The 19,078-nt window shown below is 72.5% G+C and carries 19 protein-coding genes; 15 read left to right on the top strand and 4 right to left on the bottom strand.

The features are described from left to right. Nucleotides 1–5: 5 nt before the first annotated feature. Nucleotides 6–773: an IclR family transcriptional regulator gene (locus ACR807_RS34835; protein WP_438925752.1), complete on the bottom strand. Its 768-nt coding sequence runs from the start codon at nt 771–773 to the stop codon at nt 6–8. A gap of 44 nt (nt 774–817) precedes the next feature. Between ACR807_RS34835 and ACR807_RS34830 the strand changes: the two genes are divergently transcribed. The 10 genes from ACR807_RS34830 (at nt 818) to ACR807_RS34785 (ending at nt 11,259) form a co-directional block, all read left to right on the top strand. Beyond that, nucleotides 818–1,297 carry a SigE family RNA polymerase sigma factor gene (locus tag ACR807_RS34830; protein ID WP_438925751.1) on the top strand — a complete coding sequence of 160 codons (480 nt, stop codon included), beginning with the start codon at nt 818–820 and terminating at the stop codon, nt 1,295–1,297. Further along, a complete protein-coding gene (locus ACR807_RS34825; RefSeq protein WP_438925750.1) occupies nt 1,294–2,271 on the top strand; it encodes a hypothetical protein in 978 nt (325 codons plus the stop codon). Before ACR807_RS34830 ends, ACR807_RS34825 begins: the two co-directional genes overlap by 4 nt. A gap of 73 nt (nt 2,272–2,344) precedes the next feature. Beyond that, nucleotides 2,345–3,850 carry a histidine ammonia-lyase gene (gene hutH, locus ACR807_RS34820; RefSeq protein WP_438925749.1) on the top strand — a complete coding sequence of 502 codons (1,506 nt, stop codon included), beginning with the start codon at nt 2,345–2,347 and terminating at the stop codon, nt 3,848–3,850. Continuing rightward, nucleotides 3,850–5,493 carry a urocanate hydratase gene (hutU, locus tag ACR807_RS34815; RefSeq protein WP_438925748.1) on the top strand — a complete coding sequence of 548 codons (1,644 nt, stop codon included), beginning with the start codon at nt 3,850–3,852 and terminating at the stop codon, nt 5,491–5,493. Before hutH ends, hutU begins: the two co-directional genes overlap by 1 nt. Next, nucleotides 5,490–6,683 carry an allantoate amidohydrolase gene (locus ACR807_RS34810; RefSeq protein ID WP_438925747.1) on the top strand — a complete coding sequence of 398 codons (1,194 nt, stop codon included), beginning with the start codon at nt 5,490–5,492 and terminating at the stop codon, nt 6,681–6,683. Before hutU ends, ACR807_RS34810 begins: the two co-directional genes overlap by 4 nt. Continuing rightward, nucleotides 6,680–7,960, top strand: a complete 1,281-nt coding sequence (locus ACR807_RS34805; RefSeq protein WP_438925746.1) for a formimidoylglutamate deiminase — start codon at nt 6,680–6,682, stop codon at nt 7,958–7,960. The genes ACR807_RS34810 and ACR807_RS34805 overlap by 4 nt, the downstream gene beginning before the upstream one ends. Nucleotides 7,961–8,034: 74 nt before the next feature. Then, nucleotides 8,035–8,865, top strand: a complete 831-nt coding sequence (locus ACR807_RS34800; RefSeq protein ID WP_438925745.1) for a helix-turn-helix domain-containing protein — start codon at nt 8,035–8,037, stop codon at nt 8,863–8,865. Between the two features lie 14 nt (nt 8,866–8,879). Continuing rightward, nucleotides 8,880–9,056: a DUF397 domain-containing protein gene (locus ACR807_RS34795; protein ID WP_438925744.1), complete on the top strand. Its 177-nt coding sequence runs from the start codon at nt 8,880–8,882 to the stop codon at nt 9,054–9,056. Then, complete coding sequence (gene hutI / locus ACR807_RS34790) at nt 9,053–10,201, top strand: imidazolonepropionase (protein WP_438925743.1); 1,149 nt, start codon at nt 9,053–9,055, stop codon at nt 10,199–10,201. The genes ACR807_RS34795 and hutI overlap by 4 nt, the downstream gene beginning before the upstream one ends. A 65-nt stretch (nt 10,202–10,266) precedes the next feature. Further along, nucleotides 10,267–11,259, top strand: a complete 993-nt coding sequence (locus tag ACR807_RS34785; RefSeq protein WP_438925742.1) for an aldo/keto reductase — start codon at nt 10,267–10,269, stop codon at nt 11,257–11,259. Nucleotides 11,260–11,365: 106 nt separating this feature from the next. Here ACR807_RS34785 and ACR807_RS34780 read toward each other — a convergent pair whose 3' ends face one another. Further along, a complete protein-coding gene (locus tag ACR807_RS34780) occupies nt 11,366–11,920 on the bottom strand; it encodes a hypothetical protein (protein ID WP_438925741.1) in 555 nt (184 codons plus the stop codon). A gap of 233 nt (nt 11,921–12,153) precedes the next feature. Here ACR807_RS34780 and ACR807_RS34775 point away from each other — a divergent pair, with 233 nt between their 5' ends. From ACR807_RS34775 to ACR807_RS34765, 3 genes are all read left to right on the top strand, one after another. Continuing rightward, entirely contained in the window at nt 12,154–12,783 is a 630-nt protein-coding gene (locus ACR807_RS34775) for a TetR/AcrR family transcriptional regulator (RefSeq protein WP_438925740.1), read from the top strand. Nucleotides 12,784–12,885: 102 nt separating this feature from the next. Then, entirely contained in the window at nt 12,886–13,347 is a 462-nt protein-coding gene (locus ACR807_RS34770) for an excisionase family DNA-binding protein (protein ID WP_438925739.1), read from the top strand. Further along, a complete protein-coding gene (locus tag ACR807_RS34765) occupies nt 13,348–13,896 on the top strand; it encodes a VapC50 family PIN domain-containing toxin (RefSeq protein WP_438925738.1) in 549 nt (182 codons plus the stop codon). Here ACR807_RS34765 and ACR807_RS34760 read toward each other — a convergent pair whose 3' ends face one another. Next, nucleotides 13,897–14,079, bottom strand: a complete 183-nt coding sequence (locus ACR807_RS34760; protein ID WP_438925737.1) for a DUF6104 family protein — start codon at nt 14,077–14,079, stop codon at nt 13,897–13,899. 87 nt (nt 14,080–14,166) lie between these two features. Then, complete coding sequence (locus ACR807_RS34755; protein WP_438925736.1) at nt 14,167–17,907, bottom strand: multifunctional oxoglutarate decarboxylase/oxoglutarate dehydrogenase thiamine pyrophosphate-binding subunit/dihydrolipoyllysine-residue succinyltransferase subunit; 3,741 nt, start codon at nt 17,905–17,907, stop codon at nt 14,167–14,169. A gap of 359 nt (nt 17,908–18,266) precedes the next feature. Between ACR807_RS34755 and ACR807_RS34750 the strand changes: the two genes are divergently transcribed. Continuing rightward, entirely contained in the window at nt 18,267–18,623 is a 357-nt protein-coding gene (locus ACR807_RS34750; protein WP_438925735.1) for an ArsR/SmtB family transcription factor, read from the top strand. After that, nucleotides 18,620–19,078 (top strand): SRPBCC family protein (locus ACR807_RS34745; protein WP_438925734.1); only part of this gene is annotated, 459 nt, incomplete at its 3' end. The genes ACR807_RS34750 and ACR807_RS34745, both read left to right, overlap by 4 nt.

Below are 19,078 nucleotides of genomic sequence, written 5' to 3'. Positions count from 1 at the left end.
CCGCCCTACCGCAACCGCGAGGTCAGCTCGTCGGCCGTGCGCCGCGCCTCCGCCGCCAGGTCCGGCCACGTCCCGCCGCACTCGGCCTCGCACACGTGCCGGAACGTGACCGTGATCGCCGCGATCGGCCGCTCGCCGTGGTCGAAGACGGGCGCCGCCACCGACGCGAACCCGGCCGTCACGTAGCCGTCCTCCACGGCCCAGCCGCGCCGGCGCTCGGCGACCAGCAGGCGGCGCAGGGCGGGCAGGTCGGCGGGGCCGCGCCCGGTCCGGTCGACGAACGACGACACCCCCGGGAACAGGGCGCGCACCTGCGCCGCGGGCAGGTGCGCCAGGACGGCCCGGCCGGACGCGGTCAGGTGCGCGGGCAGCCGCACGCCGACGTCCGACACGATCGTCGTGGGCTGCCGGGGCTGCTCGCGCACCAGGTAGAGGGACTCCGCGCCGTGCAGCACGCCGAGGTGCGCGGTCCGCCCGACGAGGTCCACGAGCCGCCGCAGCAGGGGGCGCGCGAGCCGTTCCAGCGGGTCGTGCCGCAGGTAGGCGGAGCCGAGCTCGAACGCGGCCACGCCCAGCCCGTAGCGCCGCTCCTCGGGGAAGTGGGTCGCGAACCCGGCGGCGGCCAGCTCGGCCAGCAGGTGGTAGGTCGTCGAGCGGGGCAGCGCCAGCTCGCGCGCCACGGCGGCGGCCGACAGCGGCCCCGGTCTGCTGGCCAGCAGCCGCAGCACCGCGAGGCCGCGCCGCAGTGCCGGCACGTCGCTGCTGCCGCCCACGGGCCCATTCTCAACAAATCGGCGGCGGACCGCATTGGAGGGGTATGACGACCAGCTTCGAGGACTTCGCCACCGCGCAGGTCACCCCGCTGCTGCGCTACGCGACCGTGCTGACCGGCGACCCGCACCTGGCCCAGGACGTGGTCCAGGAGGTCCTCCTCCGCGCCCAGCAGCGGTGGGCGCGCATCGCGGCGGTGGACGCGCCGGTCGCCTACCTCAAGAAGATGGTCACCAACGAGTACCTGAGCTGGCGGCGGCGGTTGCGGCCGCACGTGCCGCTGAGCGACGTGGACCCACCCGATCCCGACGTCTCGCACCGCTACGACGAGCGCGAGGCGATGCTCCAGCACGTCGACAAGCTGCCCCGCAAGCAGAAGGCGGCCGTCGTGCTGCGGTACTACGAGGGGTACGACGACACCGAGATCGCCGCGGTCCTGGGCTGCTCCCAGGTCACCGTCCGCAGTCACGTCTCCCGCGCGCTGGCCACGCTGCGCGCGGCGCACCGGGTGAAGGAGGCGCTGTGAACGACGCCTGGAAGACCGGCACCGAGAAGTTGCTCCGGGACGCCCTGGAGCTGCGCGCCGAGCGCACCCCGCCGCCCGGCCCCGTGCTGGCCGCCCTCCACCGGCCGCGCAGGTCCGGCAAGCCGCTGTTCCTGGTCCTCGCGACCGCCGCCACGGCCGCCGCGGCCACCGTCGCGATCACGGCGGTCACCACCCGCCCGGTCGCCGAGACCGCGCCACCCGCCATCTCCGCCACGTCGACGTCCGCCCCCGGCCCGGCGGTGCGGACCGTGTCGCTGGAGTACTCGCCCGCGTGGATGCCCCCGGGGTTCGTCGAGCAGTTGCGGAGCTACGCGGCGTACGGCGTCGAGCGCGGCTACGAGGGGCCCGGCGGGAGCACGCAGGTGATCACGTTCGGCGTGAAGTTCCAGGACGTGGAGATGCTCACGGCCCGGATGGCGGAGGCGGCCCCGGCGGACCGGACGACCGTCCGCGGCGCACCGGCCTTCTACATCGGGGACCTGCTGTACTGGCAGCCCGAGCCGACCCGCTTCCTGTCCCTGTCGCCGCAGGGCGTGGCCGACCCGCGCGCGGTGATGAAGTCGATCGCGGAGTCGACCGCGCGCGACGACAGGCCGATGCCGGTGCCGGTGTCGCTGAACGGCTCGACGGGGTTCTCCCTCCACGGCACGGGCCTGGACCGGTGGACCGCGCAGGCCGGCGGCGAGCACCGGGGTCGCCCCTACGTGGTCAGCTTCGGCAGCGGCGACGGCCAGGTCGGCGAGCCCCGGCGGACCACCGCGCTCGGGCGCCCCGCCTCCTTCTACCCGGAGCGCGGCGTGCTGGTCGTGGAGCTGCGCCCGGCGCGGTACCTGGCCGTGCAGCGCGCCCCGGGCGCCCCGGACGACCTGGGCACCGAGGACGAGCTGGCCGAGGTGGCCGGGCAGGTCACGACCGACCCGAGCCCCAGGGTGGACTGGTTCGCCCGCTGGTAGGCCGTCTGGGATACCAGACACCATCGGGGGTTCCCGGGTCGTGCGGGCCCGGGAACCGGGGTGGGATGGGCCCATGCAGCAACCCGTGCAGCTGGGCCTCAAGCCCCTGACCCGCGACGACGTCCACGCCGTCGCCCGCGGTGGCGCGCGCGTGGAGATCACGGAGTCCGCCCGCGAGGCGGTCGCCGCCGCGCGGGCCCACATCGAGCGCCTGGCGTCCGCCGAGCAGCCGACCTACGGCGTCTCCACCGGGTTCGGCGCCCTGGCGGTGCGGCACATCCCGCCGGACCGCCGGGCCGCCCTCCAGCAGTCCCTGGTCCGCTCGCACGCGGCCGGCTCGGGGCCCGAGGTGGAGCGCGAGGTCGTCCGCGCGCTGGTCCTCCTGCGCCTGAAGACCCTCACCACCGGGCACACCGGCGTCCGCCCGGAGACCGCCGGGGCGATGGCCGCGATGCTCAACGCGGGCATCACGCCCGTCGTGCACGAGTTCGGCTCGCTGGGCTGCTCCGGCGACCTGGCCCCGCTGTCCGCCGCCGCCCTCGCGCTGACCGGCGAGGGGTTCGCGCGCGACGCCGACGGGGTGCTGCTGCCCGCCGCCGAGGCCCTGGCGAACGCGGGGATCACGCCGGTCCGCCTGGCCGAGAAGGAGGGCCTGGCGCTGATCAACGGCACCGACGGCATGCTCGGCATGCTGGTGCTCGCGATCCACGACCTGCACCACCTGCTCGACGTGGCCGACCTGACCGCGGCGATGAGCGTGGAGGCCCTGCTGGGCACCGACCGCGTGTTCGCCGAGGACCTGCACGCGCTGCGCCCCCACCCCGGCCAGGGCCTCTCGGCGCGGCGGATGGCCGGGTTCCTGCGCGGCTCGGAGATCGTGGAGAGCCACCGCGGCCCGGACTGCACGCGCGTCCAGGACGCCTACTCGCTGCGCTGCTCGCCGCAGGTGCACGGCGCGGCCCGCGACACCGTCGCCTACGCCGAGGTGGTCGCCGACCGCGAGCTGGCCTCCGCCATCGACAACCCGGTGGTGCTGGCCGACGGCCGGGTCGAGTCCAACGGCAACTTCCACGGCGCGCCGCTCGCCTACGTGCTGGACTTCCTGGCCATCCCGGTCGCCGACGTGGCGAGCATCGCCGAGCGCCGCACCGATCGGATGCTCGACGTGAACCGCTCGCACGGCCTGCCGCCGTTCCTGGCGCACGACCCGGGCGTCGACTCGGGCCACATGATCGCCCAGTACACGCAGGCGGCGATCGTGAGCGAGCTCAAGCGCCTGGCCGTGCCCGCCTCGGTGGACTCCATCCCGAGCAGCGCCATGCAGGAGGACCACGTCTCGATGGGCTGGTCCGCCGCCCGCAAGCTGCGCCAGGCCGTCGACGGCCTGCGCCGGGTCCTCGCGATCGAGCTGCTCACCGCGGCCCGCGCGCTGGACCTGCGCCACCCGCTCACGCCCGCACCCGCCACCGCGGCGGCCGTCGCGACGCTCCGCGAGCACGTCCCGGGCCCCGGCCCGGACCGCCACCTCGCCCCGGAGATCGCCGCCGCCGAGGAACTCATCCGGAATGGAGCGATCTGATGGTCCGCGCCGCACGAGGAACCGAGCTGACCGCGCGCAGCTGGCCCACCGAGGCCGCGCTGCGGATGTTCCACAACAACCTGGACCCGGACGTCGCCGAGCGCCCCGAGGACCTGGTGGTCTACGGCGGCACCGGCAAGGCGGCCCGCGACTGGCCGAGCTTCCACGCCATCTCGCGCGAGCTGGCGAACCTGGCCGACGACGAGACGCTGCTCGTGCAGTCCGGCCGCCCGGTGGGCGTGATGCGCACCCACGAGTGGGCGCCGCGCGTGCTGATCGCCAACTCCAACCTCGTGCCCGACTGGGCGAACTGGCCGGAGTTCCGCCGGCTGGAGGCCGAGGGGCTGACCATGTACGGCCAGATGACGGCCGGCTCGTGGATCTACATCGGCACCCAGGGCATCCTCCAGGGCACCTACGAGACGTTCGCCGCGGTGGCCGACAAGCGGTTCGGCGGCACGCTGAAGGGCACCCTGACGGTGACGGCCGGCCTGGGCGGCATGGGCGGCGCGCAACCGCTCGCGGTGACCATGAACGAGGGCGTCGCGCTGTGCGTCGAGGCCGACCCGGCCCGCGCCCGCCGCCGCGTGGAGACCCGCTACCTGGACGAGGTCGCCGACGACCTGGACGACGCGGTCGCCCGCGTGCTGGCGGCGAAGGCCGAGGGCCGCGCGCTGTCCGTGGGCGTCATCGGCAACGCCGCCGAGGTGCTGCCGGAGCTGCTGCGCCGCGACGTGCCGGTCGACGTCGTCACCGACCAGACCTCCGCGCACGACCCGCTGGCGTACCTGCCGGTCGGCGTGTCGGTCGACGACTGGGCCGACTACGCGGCGAGGAAGCCCGAGGAGTTCACCGACCGGGCGCGGGCGTCGATGGCGCGGCACGTGGAGGCGATGGTCGGGTTCCTCGACCGCGGCGCCGAGGTGTTCGACTACGGCAACTCGATCCGCGGCGAGGCGAAGCTCGGCGGCTGCGAGCGGGCGTTCGACTTCCCCGGCTTCGTGCCCGCCTACATCCGGCCGCTGTTCTGCGAGGGCAAGGGCCCGTTCCGCTGGGCCGCGCTGTCCGGCGACCCGGCCGACATCGCCGCCACCGACCGGGCGGTCCTGGAGCTGTTCCCCGAGGACGAGAAGCTCGCGCGGTGGATCAGGATGGCCGGCGAGCGGGTCGAGTTCCAGGGCCTGCCCGCCCGCATCTGCTGGCTCGGCTACGGCGAGCGCCACCGGGCCGGGCTCAAGTTCAACGAGATGGTCGCGTCGGGCGAGCTGTCCGCGCCGGTCGTCATCGGCCGCGACCACCTCGACTGCGGCTCGGTCGCGTCCCCGTACCGGGAGACCGAGGCGATGGCGGACGGCTCGGACGCCATCGCCGACTGGCCGCTGCTCAACGCGCTGGTCAACACGGCGTCCGGGGCGACCTGGGTGTCGCTGCACCACGGCGGCGGGGTCGGCATCGGGCGGTCGATCCACGCCGGGCAGGTCACGGTGGCCGACGGTTCGGAGCTGGCCGCGCGCAAGATCGAGCGGGTGCTGACGAACGACCCGGGCATGGGCGTGATCCGGCACGTGGACGCGGGCTACCAGCGGGCGGTCGACGTGGCCGCCGAGCGCGGTGTGGTCGTCCCGATGGCCGGTGAGCGGTGACCGACCTCGCGGACCTCGCCGACGTCGGCCGCGACGCCCGGCGCGGCGGGTACTCGCGGCACGGGTTCGACCGGGTGGAGCTGGAGCTGCGCGAGTGGTTCACCGAGGAGGCGCGGCGGCGCGGGCTGGACGTGCGGCCGGACCGCAACGGCAACCTGTGGGCGTGGTGGGGCGCGCCGGGGCCCGGCGCGGTGGTGACCGGCAGCCACCTGGACTCGGTGCCCGGCGGCGGGGCGTTCGACGGGCCGCTGGGCGTGGTGTCCGCGTTGCGGGCCGTGGACCTGCTGCGTTCCCGGGGGTTCCGGCCGGCGAGGCCGTTGGCGATCGTGGTGTTCGTGGAGGAGGAGGGCGGGCGCTTCGGCGTCGCCTGCCTGGGGTCGCGGCTGATGACCGGCGCGATCACGCCCGAGGCGGCGGCCCGGCTGACCGACGCGGACGGGGTCACGTTCGGCGAAGCGGCCCACGCGGCGGGCTTCGACCCCCTTCGGATGGGACCCGACGCACCTGCCCTGGCCCGCACGAGCGCCTTCGTCGAGCTGCACGTCGAGCAGGGCCGGGGCCTGGACGTGCCGGTGGGCCTGGCGTCGTCGATCCTGGCGCACGGCCGGTGGCGCTACACGTTCACCGGCGAGGGCAACCACGCCGGCGCGACGGTGATGGGGGACCGCCGCGACCCGATGCTCCCGGCCGCGCGGTTGGTGGTGGCCGCGCGGCAGGCCGCCAGTGACGGGGCGCGGGCGACCGTGGGCCGGATCGTGCCCAACCCCGGCGGCACGAACGTGATCGCCTCGTCCGTCGACGTGTGGCTCGACGCGCGGGCCGACGACGAGCCGCGCACCCGCGAGGTGGTCGAGCGGATCACCTCCGCCGCCCGCCTCGCCGCCGCCGACGAGGGGTGCGAGGTGCGGGTCGCCGAGGAGAGCTGGGGTGGCACGGTGCTCTTCGACCCTGCTTTGATGGCCGACGTGCGACGAGCCATCGGTGAGGACACCCCCGCCCTGCCCACCGGGGCCGGGCACGACGCGGGCATCCTCGCCGCGCACGTGCCGACCGCGATGCTGTTCGTGCGCAACCCCACGGGGGTGAGCCACGCGCCCGCCGAGTTCGCCGAGGCGGACGACTGCGCGGCGGGCGTGGTGGCGCTGGCCGCGACCCTGGAGCACCTGGCGTCCGCGGGAACCGCCCGGTGAGGAGCTACTGGTGCGAACGGGCGTGGCTGCCGGACGGCGTCGCCCCCCGCGTCCTGGTGCGCGTGGACCGCGGCCGGATCACCTCCGTGTCCACGGTGGACACCATCCCGCTCGGTGTGGAGCGGCTGCACGGCCTGGTGCTGCCCGGGTTCGCCAACGCGCACTCGCACGCGTTCCACCGGGCGCTGCGCGGGCGCACGCACGGCGGCGGCGGCACGTTCTGGACGTGGCGCGACGCCATGTACGAGCTGGCCGACCGGTTGACGCCGGACAGCTACCTGCGGCTGGCCCGCGCGGTGTACGCGGAGATGGCGGTGGCCGGCGTGACCGCCGTCGGCGAGTTCCACTACCTGCACGCCGGCGGCAACGAGATGGCCGAGGCGCTGCGCCAGGCCGCCCGCGACGCCGGCGTCCGCATCACCCTGCTGGACGCCTGCTACCTGGCGGGCGGCATCGGCGAGCCGGTGCGGGGCGTGCAGGCGAAGTTCTCCGACGGCACCGGCGACCGCTGGCTCGACCGGGTCGCCGCGCTGCGCGCCGACGACGGGATGCGGATCGGCACGGCCATCCACTCCGTGCGGGCCGTGCCGCGCGAGCTGCTGCCGCTGGTGGCGGGCGCGTTCCCGGACCGGCCGCTGCACGTGCACCTGTCGGAGCAGCCGGCCGAGAACCGGGCGTGCCTCGACGCGTACGGCCTGACGCCCACCGGCCTGCTCGCCGAGGCCGGCGCCCTCACCGGCCGCACCACCGCCGTCCACGGCACCCACCTGACGCCCGAGGACATCTCCCTGCTGGGTGGAGCGTCCTCCGGGGTCTGCTTCTGCCCCACCACGGAGGCCGACCTGGCCGACGGCATCGGCCCGGCCCGCGAACTGGCCGACGCCGGGTCGCCGCTGTCCCTGGGCAGCGACCAGCACGCCGTGGTGGACCTGCTGGCGGAAGCCCGGGCGCTGGAGCACGGCGAACGGCTGCGCACCGGCCGCAGGGGGCGGTTCAGCCCGGCGGAGCTGCTCGCGGCGCTGACCAACCACGCCTCGATCGGGTGGCCGGAGGCGGGGCGCATCGAGGTCGGCGCGCCGTGCGACCTGGTGTCGGTCAGGCTGGACTCCGTGCGCACGACGGGGGTGGAACCGGACCAGGTCGTGATGGCGGCGACCGCGTCGGACGTGTCCGTCGTCGTGGTCGGCGGCCGGGTGATCGCGCGGGACGGCGTGCACGAGACGCTCGGCGACGTGCCGAGGCTGCTGCGCGAGGCGCTGCGGGAAGTGCTCACCTGAGCCGCAGGGGAGCAGTCACCTGATCGGGTAACGGGATTCCCGGTTCCGGGACCCCACCCGCCCATCATGGCCCCATGCCGATCCGCCCGTCGTTCCGCCGCCGGAAGTTGGCCCGCCGCTTGCGCCGGATGCGCGAGGAAGCCGGGATGACCATCGAGGACGCCGCCGCGCGCCTCGACAAGCACCGGAACTCGCTGTACCGGATCGAGGCGGGGGAGACCAAGGTCGACGTCCACCTGGCCCGCACGATGATGGACGTCTACGACCACTACGCGCCGGACCTGCTCGACCAGGTGCGCGAGGCCCTGAAGCCCGGCTGGTGGACCACCTACGGCCTCCGCAACATGGGATATGTCGACATAGAGACCGAGGCGGTGGCCGTGCGGGAGTTGACCCTCCTGCACGTCCCCGGCCTCCTCCAGACCGAGGCTTACGCCCGTGCGGTGCTGGAGAGCGGCCAGCGCTGGAGCAAGCCGGAGTTGGCCGCCCACGTCAAGGTCAGGATGGTGCGCCAACGCCGGCTGACCGCCGAGGAGAACCCCCTGCACCTGACCGCCCTGGTCGACGAAACCGCGCTGCGCCAACGCATCGGGAGCGGTGCCCTGATGAGGGGGCAGTTGGAGTACCTGGTGATGGCGGCCGAGTTGGAAACGGTCGACCTCCGGGTGCTGCCGCGGACCATCGGGGCCCATGCGGGGCAGCGCGGTCCCTTCACCCTCCTCCACTTCCCCGATCCGGCGGAATCGCCCCTGCTCTACGTGTCCTACGCGACGGGGGCGCTGCACAGCGAAGATCCGGAACAGGTCTCCCGGGCTACAGTGTTGTTCAACAATCTGCTCGGACTCGCCCTGGCTCCACCCGAGTCGGTCGCCTTGATCGAGCGGGTTCGTGCCGAGTTCGAGTGAGAGGGCGGCCCACCGTGAACGTGACCGGTCCGATCTGGCGCAAGAGCAGTCGCAGCGGGAGCGGCGGGAACGACAACTGCGTCGAGGTGGCGTTCTCCCCGCCGTTGGTGGCGGTGCGGGACTCGAAGTCGCCGAGCGGCGGCCGGTTGGCGTTCCCCGCCGACGCCTGGCAGCGGTTCGTGCGACGGTGAGCGCCGGCACGCTGGTCACCAACATCGGTGAACTGACGACCAACGACCCCGAGCTGGGCCGCCTGACCGATGCGGCGATCGTCTTCGACTCGCACGTCCGGTGGGTGGGCCCGGCCTCGGCCGCCCCGCCCGCCGACACCCGGGTCGACGCGGCCGGCCGCGCGGTCCTCCCCGGCTGGGTGGACAGCCACACCCACCTGGTCTTCGCGGGCGACCGCACCGCCGAGTTCGAGGCCCGCATGGCGGGCCAGGCGTACACCGCCGGCGGCATCATGGTGACCGTGGGCGCGACGCGCGAGGCGTCCGACGACGCGCTCATCGCAAACGTGCTCAAGCACGTCGAAGAAGCCGCTCGTCAAGGCACCACCACCATCGAGACCAAAACCGGCTACGGCCTGACCGTCGCCGATGAGGTCCGGTCGGCGCGCATCGCGTCGGAACTGGTCGACGAGGTGACGTTCCTCGGCGCCCACCTGGTGCCCGAGGACGTTGACAAAGATGCTTACGTATCTCTCGCAGCAGGCGCGATGCTCGACGCCGTGGCGCCTCACGCACGGTGGGCGGACGTGTTCTGCGAGCGCGGGGCGTTCGACGAGGACGAGTCGCGGACGGTCCTGCGCGCGGCGGCGGCCAAGGGGCTCGGGCTGCGCGTGCACGGGAACCAACTGGGCGAGGGGCCGGGCGTGCGGCTGGCGGTCGAGGTGGGGGCGGCGAGCGTCGACCACTGCACCTACCTGTCGGACGCGGACGTGGAAGTGCTCTCGCACTCGGCGACCGTCGCCACCCTGTTGCCCGCGTGCGATTTGTCGACAAGGCAACCCCTCGCCCCCGCGCGCCGCCTGCTCGACGCGGGCGCGACCGTCGCCCTGGCCAGCAACTGCAACCCCGGCAGTTCGTACACGACGTCCATGGCCTTCGCCGTGGCCACCGCCGTGCTCCAGATGCGCATGTCGGTGGAGGAGGCCGTCACCGCCGCGACCCTGGGCGGCGCGCGAGCGCTCCGCCGGACCGACGTCGGCCACCTGGCGGTCGGCGCGCGGGCCGATGTCCACGTGCTCGAAGCACCTTCCGCGACGCACCTCGCCTACCGCCCCGGCGTGCCCCTGACGCACGCGGTGTGGCGGGAGGGCGTCCGGGTGCGCTGACCCGTTCCCGGGACCGCCGTTCGTCCCCGGTGGTCGAACCCCACGACCTGGGGCAGGCTGGTGGCATGGAGTACACCCAGCTCGGCCGTTCCGGCCTCTCCGTGTCCCGCTTGTGCCTGGGGACGATGAACTTCGGCCCGGAGACGTCCGAGGCCGACAGCCACGCCATCATGGACCGCGCGCACGAGCACGGCCTGAACTTCTTCGACACGGCCAACGTCTACGGCTGGCAGAAGGGCGAGGGCGTCACCGAGCAGATCATCGGCCGGTGGTTCGCGCAGGGCGGTGGCCGGCGCGAGAAGACCGTGATCGCGACCAAGCTGTACGGCGACATGGGGGACTGGCCGAACGAGGGCCGGCTGTCCGCCCTGCACATCCGGCGCTCGGCGGAGGAGTCGCTGCGGCGGCTCCAGACCGACCACATCGACCTCCTCCAGATGCACCACGTGGACCGCAACACCCCGTGGGAGGAGATCTGGGAGGCGTTCTCCGTGCTGCGGCAGCAGGGGAAGGTCGTCTACTTCGGGTCGTCCAACTTCGCCGGGTGGCACATCGCGCAGGCGCAGGAGGCCGCGCGCGAGCGGCACTTCCTCGGCCTCGTCAGCGAGCAGTCGATCTACAACCTGCTGAACCGCTTCGTCGAGCTGGAGGTGCTGCCGGCGGCGCTGCACTACGGCCTCGGCGTGATCCCGTGGTCGCCGTTGCAGGGCGGTCTGCTGGGCGGCGTGCTGCGCAAGCAGCGCGAGGGCGGCGGGTCGCGGGGGACCAGCGAGCGCAGCGCCAAGGCCCTGGAGAAGCACCGCGACGCTGTGGAGGCGTACGAGGAGCTGGCCGCCGACCTGGGTGAGGACCCGGCGCACCTGGGCGTGGCGTGGCTGCTGCACCGGGAGGGCGTGACGGCGCCGATCATCGGCCCGCGCACGATGGAGCAGCTGGACGGTTCGCTCCGGTCGGTCGAGATCGCGCTCGACGACGAGGTCCTGGCGAAGCTGGACGAGCTGTTCCCGGCCCCCGGCCCGAACGGCAGCAAGCCCGCCCCGGAGTCCTACGCCTGGTAGGAGCGGAACGCCTGGTAGGAGTGGGACGCCTGGTAGGAGTGGGACGCCCGCCGCCCCTTGCGGGCGGTGGGCGTCACCGGGTCGGGGTCGCGCGCCGGTCGTCGTGTCAGCCCCTGCCGGCGCGGCCGAGGCGCAGCGCCGAGACGAGGAAGAAGATCCCGCCGACGAGGGCGTAGCCGGCCAGGGTGCCCAGCGACGCGCCCTCGCCGGACGCCTGGAGGACGAACGTCGTCCCGGCCAGGGCGGAGAGGCCGCCACTGGCGATCATCGCCCACTGGCCGCCCAGCCCCCGCCGCCCGACGCCGACGACGAGCTGGACGATCCCCGACGCGATCGCCCAGGCCCCCCACACCCGCAGGACCGCCGGGACGCCGGACGTGACGGCGACCGCCAGGCCGACGCCGGCGAGGGTGCTGATCGCGATGTTCAGGTACAGGCCCCGGGTGGACCCGGTCGTCCGGGACGAGCGCGCGTCGACGACGGCCGCGGCCACGTCGAACAGCGGGTAGAGCACGAGCAGGGCCCCGCTCACCGGGCCGATGCCCGACGCGGTCGCGAACAGCGAGCCGGCCCAGGCGAGGGCGAACGCGAAGCGGACGAGGTAGAGGCGTCGGAGGGCCGGCGCGAGGCCGGTCGCGGTCGGAGCGGTGGTGGCGGTCATGGGGTTCCCAACGGTCGGAGGCGCTTCGGCTCGTGACCCGGTAGGTAGACGTACTAGTTCGTCTACCTACCGGCAGTCGCCAGCCTGGCCGCCGGCGCTGCTCGGGGCAACGGAAGGTGCGCTGCTTCACAACCGGCGCGTGGCGGCGTCCGTCGTCAGGTAGACGAACTAGTACGTCAGTAGACTTGGCCGGCACGACCCGGAGAGACCCGGCCGAGGGAAGGGGAACCGCGATGGCGCAGACCGCCGCCGAGGCGAAGGCCGACGACGCGCGGCCCACCCCGTCCGTCCGGGAACGCATCCTCGCGGCGGCCGACGAGCACTTCTACGCCGAGGGCATCCGGGCGGTCAGCGCGGACCGGCTGATCGCCGAGGCGGGCGTCAGCAAGGTGACCTTCTACCGGCACTTCCCCACGAAGGACGACCTGGTCGTGGCCTACGTCGAGGGCCGGGCGGCGGTCGAGCGGCACGCGCTGGAGGAGTTCCGCGACCGGGCCTCCGACGCCTGCGACACGCTCGTCGCCATCGCGCACGGCATCTCCGGGCTGAGCTGCTCGCCCGGCTTCCGCGGCTGCCCGTTCATCAACGCCGCCGCCGAGTACGCCGACCCGGACCACCCCGTGCGCCGGGCCGTCGCCGCCCACCGGTCCTGGTTCGCGGCCTACCTGCGCGACCTGCTGGTGCGACTGGGGATCACCGACCCCGCCGCGGCGGTGGACCAACTGATCTTCCTCCGCGACGGCGCGATGCTCGCCGGCTACCTCAACCTCGACCGCGCCGACCGCGCCGAGTCGATCGTCAGCGCCGGCCGCGCCGTCGTCGAGGCCGCGAGGACGAGCACCGCACCGGGCGGGTGTGCCTGATCCGTGACTCGACGCCGCGGGGTCGCCGGTACCGCGCGGACGGGTGACACTTGTTGCGTTCGCTTCGATTGTTGCGAATAATTCGACCAGGGGGTGACGGCGATGGTGAAGGTCGAAGCGGCGAACGTGGCACCCGGTGTGGTCGACGCCGAGATCGCGGCGCGTGCGTTGAGGCGGGTGAAGGACTACCTGACGTCGTCCGGTGGGCAGGCCGAAGAACTCGAAATACTGGTCGAGGGCGGCCCCGGCGAGGCACTGGTGCTCCCGCGCCCGGCGGTCGAGATGTTCGTCCACGTCCTCGCCGCCATGGCCAACGGCCAAGGTGTCCGGATCATGCCGGTCAACGCCGAACTGACCACCCAGAGCGCCGCCGAAATCCTGAACGTCTCCCGGCCGTACCTGATCAGCCTGCTCGAACGGGGCGAGATCGAGTACCGACTGGTCGGCAGGCACCGTCGCGTCCGGTTCGACGCGCTGATGGACTACATGCGGCGGGACGACCTCGCGCGCAAGCAGGTCGTCGACGAGCTGACGCGACTCGACCAGGAGTTGGGAACAGACTGAATGGCGTTCGTCGTGATCTACGACGCCTGTGCCCTGTACGGCAACACCGTGCGCAACCTGCTCCTCAGGGTCGCCTGTGCGCGTCTGGTGCAGGCGAAGTGGACCGACCGGATCCTCGACGAGGTCGACCGCGCCCTCGAACGGCGGGGCATCGCGCAGCAGAAGCGGCACAGACTGCGCGACCTGATCAACCGTTCGGTGCCCGACTGCCTCGTCAACGGCTACGAGTCGTTGGTGAGCGGGCTCGAACTGCCCGACCCGGACGACCGGCACGTCCTGGCGGCGGCGATCCGGGCGGGCGCCCAGGTGATCGTGACCGACAACCTCAAGGACTTCCCGGCCGAGTACCTGTGCAGGTGGGACATCGAGGCCAAGAGCCCGGACGACTTCGTCCTGGACCTGATCGGCATCAACGACCGGGTCGTCTACTCGTGCGTGCAGCAGATCGTGGACGAGCGCACCAACCCGCCCGAGACGATCGACGAGGTGCTCGGTCAGCTGGAGCGCTCGGGCCTCATCGAGTCCGCGGCGGCGCTCCGGCTCGGCTGATCAGTCCTCGAAGTCGTCCTCGTCGTCCCGCGCCAGCCACGTGGCCAGGCGCTCGACCGGCGTCTCGAACTCCGGGTTCGCGTCCACGAACGCCCGCAGCTTGTCGGCCAGCCACGCCAGCGTGACCTCCTCCTCGCCGCGCCGCTTCTCCAGCTCCTCGATACCGCGGTCGGTGAAGTACACGTCGCCCTCCCAAGCGAAAAACGGGGGAAACGGCCGAGCCGCCGGGACGTGGCGCCCCGACGGCTCGACCAGCACACCTCGAACGGCCTACTCGAACGCCTTGGCGATCAGCTCGCGCTGCTCGACCTCGTGCACCTTGGACGACCCGGCGGACGGGGCGGCCATCGGGCGGCGCGACACGCGCTTCACCGTGAACCTCGTGGGCAGCAGCTCGGGCAGGGCCAGGCCGAAGAACGGCCACGCGCCCTGGTTCGCCGGCTCCTCCTGCACCCACCGGACCTCGGTGGCGTTCGGGTAGCTCTCCAGGGCCTCGGTCAGCTTGCGCGCCGGGACAGGGTAGAGCTGCTCGACGCGCACGACCGCCACGTCCTGCGCACCGCGCTTCTCCTGCTCGGCCAGCAGCTCGTAGTAGATCTTGCCGCTGCACAGCAGGACCTTGGTGACGCTGTCCTTCTTCGCGGCCTTGTCGTCGATGACCGACTGGAAGCGGTCCTCGACGAAGTCCTCGACCGGGCTGGTCGCGGCCTTCAGGCGCAGCATCGACTTGGGGGTGAACACCACCAGCGGGCGGTTCACGCCGTCGAGGGCGTGGCGGCGCAGCAGGTGGAAGTAGTTCGCCGGCGTCGACGGCACCGCGATGGTCATCGAGCCCTCCGCGCACAGCTGGAGGAAGCGCTCGATGCGGCCGGACGTGTGGTCCGGGCCCTGGCCCTCGTGGCCGTGCGGCAGCAGCAGCACGACGTCGGACACCTGGCCCCACTTCGCCTCACCGGACGAGATGAACTCGTCGATGATCGGCTGCGCGCCGTTGACGAAGTCGCCGAACTGCGCCTCCCACAGCACGAGGGCGTCGGGGTTGGCCACCGAGTAGCCGTACTCGAAGCCCAGCGCCGCGAACTCCGACAGCACCGAGTCGTAGACCATGAACTTGCCCTGGTCGTCGGCCAGGTTCTGGAGCGGCGTGTACTCGGCGCCCTTCTTGCGGTCCACCAGGGTGGCGTGCCGCTGCACGAACGTGCCGCGCCGCGAGTCCTGGCCGGCCAGCCGGACCGTGCGGCCCTCCAGCACCAGCGACCCGAACGCCAGCAGCTCGGCGAACGCCCAGTCGATGCCGCCCTCGCGGGCCATCTTGGCGCGCCGCTCCAGCACCGGCTTCACGCGCGGGTGCGGGGTGAAGCCCTCGGGCAGGTCGACGTGCGCGTCGGCGATCCGCTCGATGACCGACCGGTCGACGCCGGTGGGCAGCTTGGCCGGGACCTGCTGCTCCTCCTCGATCGACGGCGAGGTCTTGATCGGGTGCTTCTCCAGCTCCCGGACCTCGTTGAACACGTGCTCCAGCTGCGAGGAGAAGTCCTGGAGCGCCTTCTCGGCCTCCTCGACGGAGATGTCGCCGCGGCCGATCAGGGACTCGGTGTAGGTCTTGCGCACCGAGCGCTTCGTGTCGATCACGTCGTACATGGCGGGCTGCGTCATCGAGGGGTCGTCGCCCTCGTTGTGGCCGCGGCGCCGGTAGCAGACCATGTCGATCACGACGTCCTTGTTGAACGCCTGCCGGTAGTCCACGGCCAGCTTCGCGACCCAGTAGCACGCCTCGGGGTCGTCGCCGTTGACGTGGAACACCGGCGCGCCGATCATCTTCGCGACGTCGGTCGAGTACTTCGACGAGCGCGAGTTCTCCGGCGCGGTGGTGAAGCCGACCTGGTTGTTCACCACGACGTGCACGGTGCCGCCGGTGCGGTAGCCGCGCACGAGCGCCAGGTTCAGCGTCTCGGCGACCACGCCCTGACCGGCGAACGCGGCGTCGCCGTGCATCGCGACGGGCAGCACGGAGAAGCCCTCGCCGCCCTTGTCGAGGATGTCCTGCTTGGCGCGGACGATGCCCTCCAGCACCGGGTCCACGGCCTCCAGGTGCGACGGGTTCGCGGTCAGCGACACCTTGGTCTCGCCGTCGCCGAACATGCGGAAGTACTTGCCCTCCGCGCCCAGGTGGTACTTCACGTCACCGGAGCCGTGCGCCTGACCCGGGTCGAGGTTGCCCTCGAACTCGCGGAAGATCTGCGAGATCGGCTTGCCGACGATGTTCGCCAGCACGTTCAGCCGGCCGCGGTGCGGCATGCCGATGACGACCTCGTCCAGCTCGTGCTCGGCGGCCTTGTCCAGCACCGCGTCGAGCAGCGGGATGACCGTCTCGCCGCCTTCGAGCGAGAACCGCTTCTGGCCGACGTACTTGGTCTGGAGGAAGGTCTCGAACGCCTCGGCGGCGTTGAGCTTCGACAGGATGTACTTCTGCACGGAGGCCGGCGGCTTCTCGTGCGGCACCTCGACGCGCTCCTGGATCCAGAGGCGCTCCTCCGGGTCGAGGATGTGCATGTACTCGACGCCGACCGTGCGGCAGTACGAGTTGCGCAGCACGCCGAGGATGTCGCGCAGCTTCATCCGCTCCTGGCCCGCGAACCCGCCGACCGGGAACTCCCGGTCCAGGTCCCACAGGGTCAGGCCGTGCGACAGGACGTCCAGGTCGCGGTGGCTGCGCTGGCGGTAGTTCAGCGGGTCCGTGTCGGCCATCAGGTGGCCGCGGGTGCGGAACGCGTCGATCAGCTCGATGACGCGGGCGGTCTTGTCGACCGCGCCCTCGGGGATGTCGGCGACCCAGCGGATCGGCTCGTACGGCAGCCGCAGCGACGTGAACACGTCGTCGTAGAAGCCGTCCTCGCCCAGCAGGAGCTGGTGGATGCGCTTGAGGAACTCGCCCGACTCCGCGCCCTGGATGACGCGGTGGTCGTACGTGGAGGTCAGCGTGATGATCTTGCTGACGCCCATGTCGGTCAGGGCCTGCTCGCTGGTGCCCTGGAAGTGCGCCGGGTACTCCATCGCGCCGACGCCGACGATCGTGCCCTGGCCCGCCTGGAGGCGCGGCACCGAGTGGTTGGTGCCGATGGTGCCCGGGTTGGTCAGCGAGATGGTCGTGCCGGAGAAGTCCTCCGCGGTCAGCGAGCCGGACCTGGCCTTGCGGATCAGGTCCTCGTACGCCTGCCAGAACTGCGTGAAGGTCATCCCCTCGCAGCCCTTGATGGAGGCCACCACCAGCGAGCGGGAGCCGTCCTTGCCGGGCAGGTCGATCGCCAGGCCGAAGTTCACGTGCTCCGGCGTGACGACGAAGGGCTTGCCCTCGACCTCGGCGAAGTGCCGGTTCATGTTCGGGAACGCCTGGAGCGCCCGGACCACCGCGTACCCGATGAGGTGGGTGAAGGAGACCTTCCCGCCGCGGGTGCGCTTGAGGTGGTTGTTGATGACGATGCGGTTGTCCGCCAGCAGCTTGGCCGGCACGGCGCGCACGCTCGTCGCGGTGGGAACGGTGAGCGACAGCTCCATGTTCTTCGCGATGGCGGCGGCGGCGCCCCGGAGCTGCTTCTGCTCCTGGCCCTGGGCGGGCTTCACCGGCGCGGCCTTGGCGGCCTGCGCGGGAGCTGGCTTGGCCGCGGGCTTCGCCGCCGGTGCGGCGGTCGCGGGCTTGGCGGCTGCGGGCTTGGCCGGAGCTGGCTTGGCCGGAGCGGGCGCGGCTTCGGCCGCGGCCGGTCGGGGTGCCTGCTCGGCGGGCTTGCCCGCGGCCGGCTTCGTCGCGGTGGCGGTGGACGAGGTGGTCGAGCCGTTCTCCGCGGCCACCGTCCCAGCCCCGTTGCCGCTCGACCGCTGCGTCGACTTGTAGTCGGCGAAGAAGTCGTGCCAGGCAGGGTCTACCGACGACGGGTCGGCGAGGAACTGCTCGTACATCTCCTCGACCAGCCACTCATTGGGGCCGAACTGAGAAGCAGGACTGCTGCTGGACACGGCTGGCGCTCGCCTCTATCCATCTCGCTCTTGGTAATGACTCACTCGTGACCAGGCTAGTCCCCCGTCTGGTGCAGTTCACACACAGGAGGGGCCCGGCGCGGAGGTCTCACTCACAGGATCGATCACGTCATCGGTCCTGTTATGGGTGCTTGAGCACCTCTTGAGGTTAAGCGCGTCACGTGCCGGGCGTGGTGTCGGCGGGGAGACGGGGAGCGCACCGCCGGCCCCTTCGGGCCGTGAGGTGTTCACCGATCTGAACCCGATCTCGTGACCAGCTTGTTCAACCGGACGGTTGACCACGGTCGCCCCGACGCCTATCGTCGTGTTCAACCGAGCGGTTGAACAAGGAGGTGGCGGTGGACGACCAGCTGTCCCGGGTCTTCTCGGCCCTGGCCGACCCGATCCGGCGCGACATGGTGGCGCGGCTCGCGGTGGCGGACGCGACGGTCAACGAGCTGGCCGAGCCCTACTCCGTGACCGTGCAGGCCGTGTCGAAGCACCTGCGGGTGCTGGAGGACGCCGGGCTCGTCAGCCGCAGCAGGCAGGCGCAGCGGCGTCCCGTCCACCTCGAAGCGGAGGTGTTCGACCTGATGACGAAGTGGATCGAGCGCTACCGGCACGAAGCCGAGCAGCGCTACCGGCGGCTCGACGCCGTGCTCGCAGACCTGGCCGACGAGGCCGCACCCGACGTGCGTGGAGGAGAAGCGTCATGACCACGACCACCCACCCCGGAACGACCATCACCGCCGACCCGGCGGCACCCACCATCCGCATCACCCGCGAGTTCGCCGCCCCGCCCGGGGCCGTGTTCCGCGCCCACACCGACCCCGACCTGGTCGTCAGGTGGCTCGGCCCGCGCTCGGTGACCATGCAGGTCGAGCGCTGGGAGGCCACCACCGGCGGCGCGTACCGGTACAAGCACACCCGCGGCGACGAGGAGTACGGCTTCTACGGCTCGTTCCACGAGGTCAGGGAGCCGTCGCGGATCGTGCAGACGTTCACCTTCGAGGGCTTCCCGGACGGCGTGTGCCTGGAGACCCTCACCCTGACCGACCTCGGCGACGGCCGCACGCGGCTCGACGCGGTGAGCGTCTACGAGTCGGTCGAGGTGCGCGACCTGGCCCTGTCGTCCGGCATGGAGACCGGCGTCGTCGAGGGCTACGAGCAG

The organism is Saccharothrix sabaoui (genome assembly GCF_051756985.1).
In the GTDB taxonomy this organism is placed as follows: domain Bacteria; phylum Actinomycetota; class Actinomycetes; order Mycobacteriales; family Pseudonocardiaceae; genus Actinosynnema.
Note: the sequence above shows the minus strand (reverse complement) of the source record. Positions and strands in the feature narration are given on the sequence as shown.

Bases quoted from the DNA above. Each gene is read 5' to 3' on its own strand.
- ACR807_RS34785 (WP_438925742.1), top strand. From the start codon at position 10,267: ATGGAGTACACCCAGCTCGGCCGTTCCGGCCTCTCCGTGTCCCGCTTG.
- ACR807_RS34780 (WP_438925741.1), bottom strand. From the start codon at position 11,920: ATGACCGCCACCACCGCTCCGACCGCGACCGGCCTCGCGCCGGCCCTC.
- ACR807_RS34800 (WP_438925745.1), top strand. From the start codon at position 8,035: ATGCCGATCCGCCCGTCGTTCCGCCGCCGGAAGTTGGCCCGCCGCTTG.
- ACR807_RS34775 (WP_438925740.1), top strand. From the start codon at position 12,154: ATGGCGCAGACCGCCGCCGAGGCGAAGGCCGACGACGCGCGGCCCACC.
- ACR807_RS34830 (WP_438925751.1), top strand. From the start codon at position 818: ATGACGACCAGCTTCGAGGACTTCGCCACCGCGCAGGTCACCCCGCTG.
- ACR807_RS34765 (WP_438925738.1), top strand. From the start codon at position 13,348: ATGGCGTTCGTCGTGATCTACGACGCCTGTGCCCTGTACGGCAACACC.
- hutU (WP_438925748.1), top strand. From the start codon at position 3,850: ATGGTCCGCGCCGCACGAGGAACCGAGCTGACCGCGCGCAGCTGGCCC.
- hutH (WP_438925749.1), top strand. From the start codon at position 2,345: ATGCAGCAACCCGTGCAGCTGGGCCTCAAGCCCCTGACCCGCGACGAC.
- ACR807_RS34770 (WP_438925739.1), top strand. From the start codon at position 12,886: ATGGTGAAGGTCGAAGCGGCGAACGTGGCACCCGGTGTGGTCGACGCC.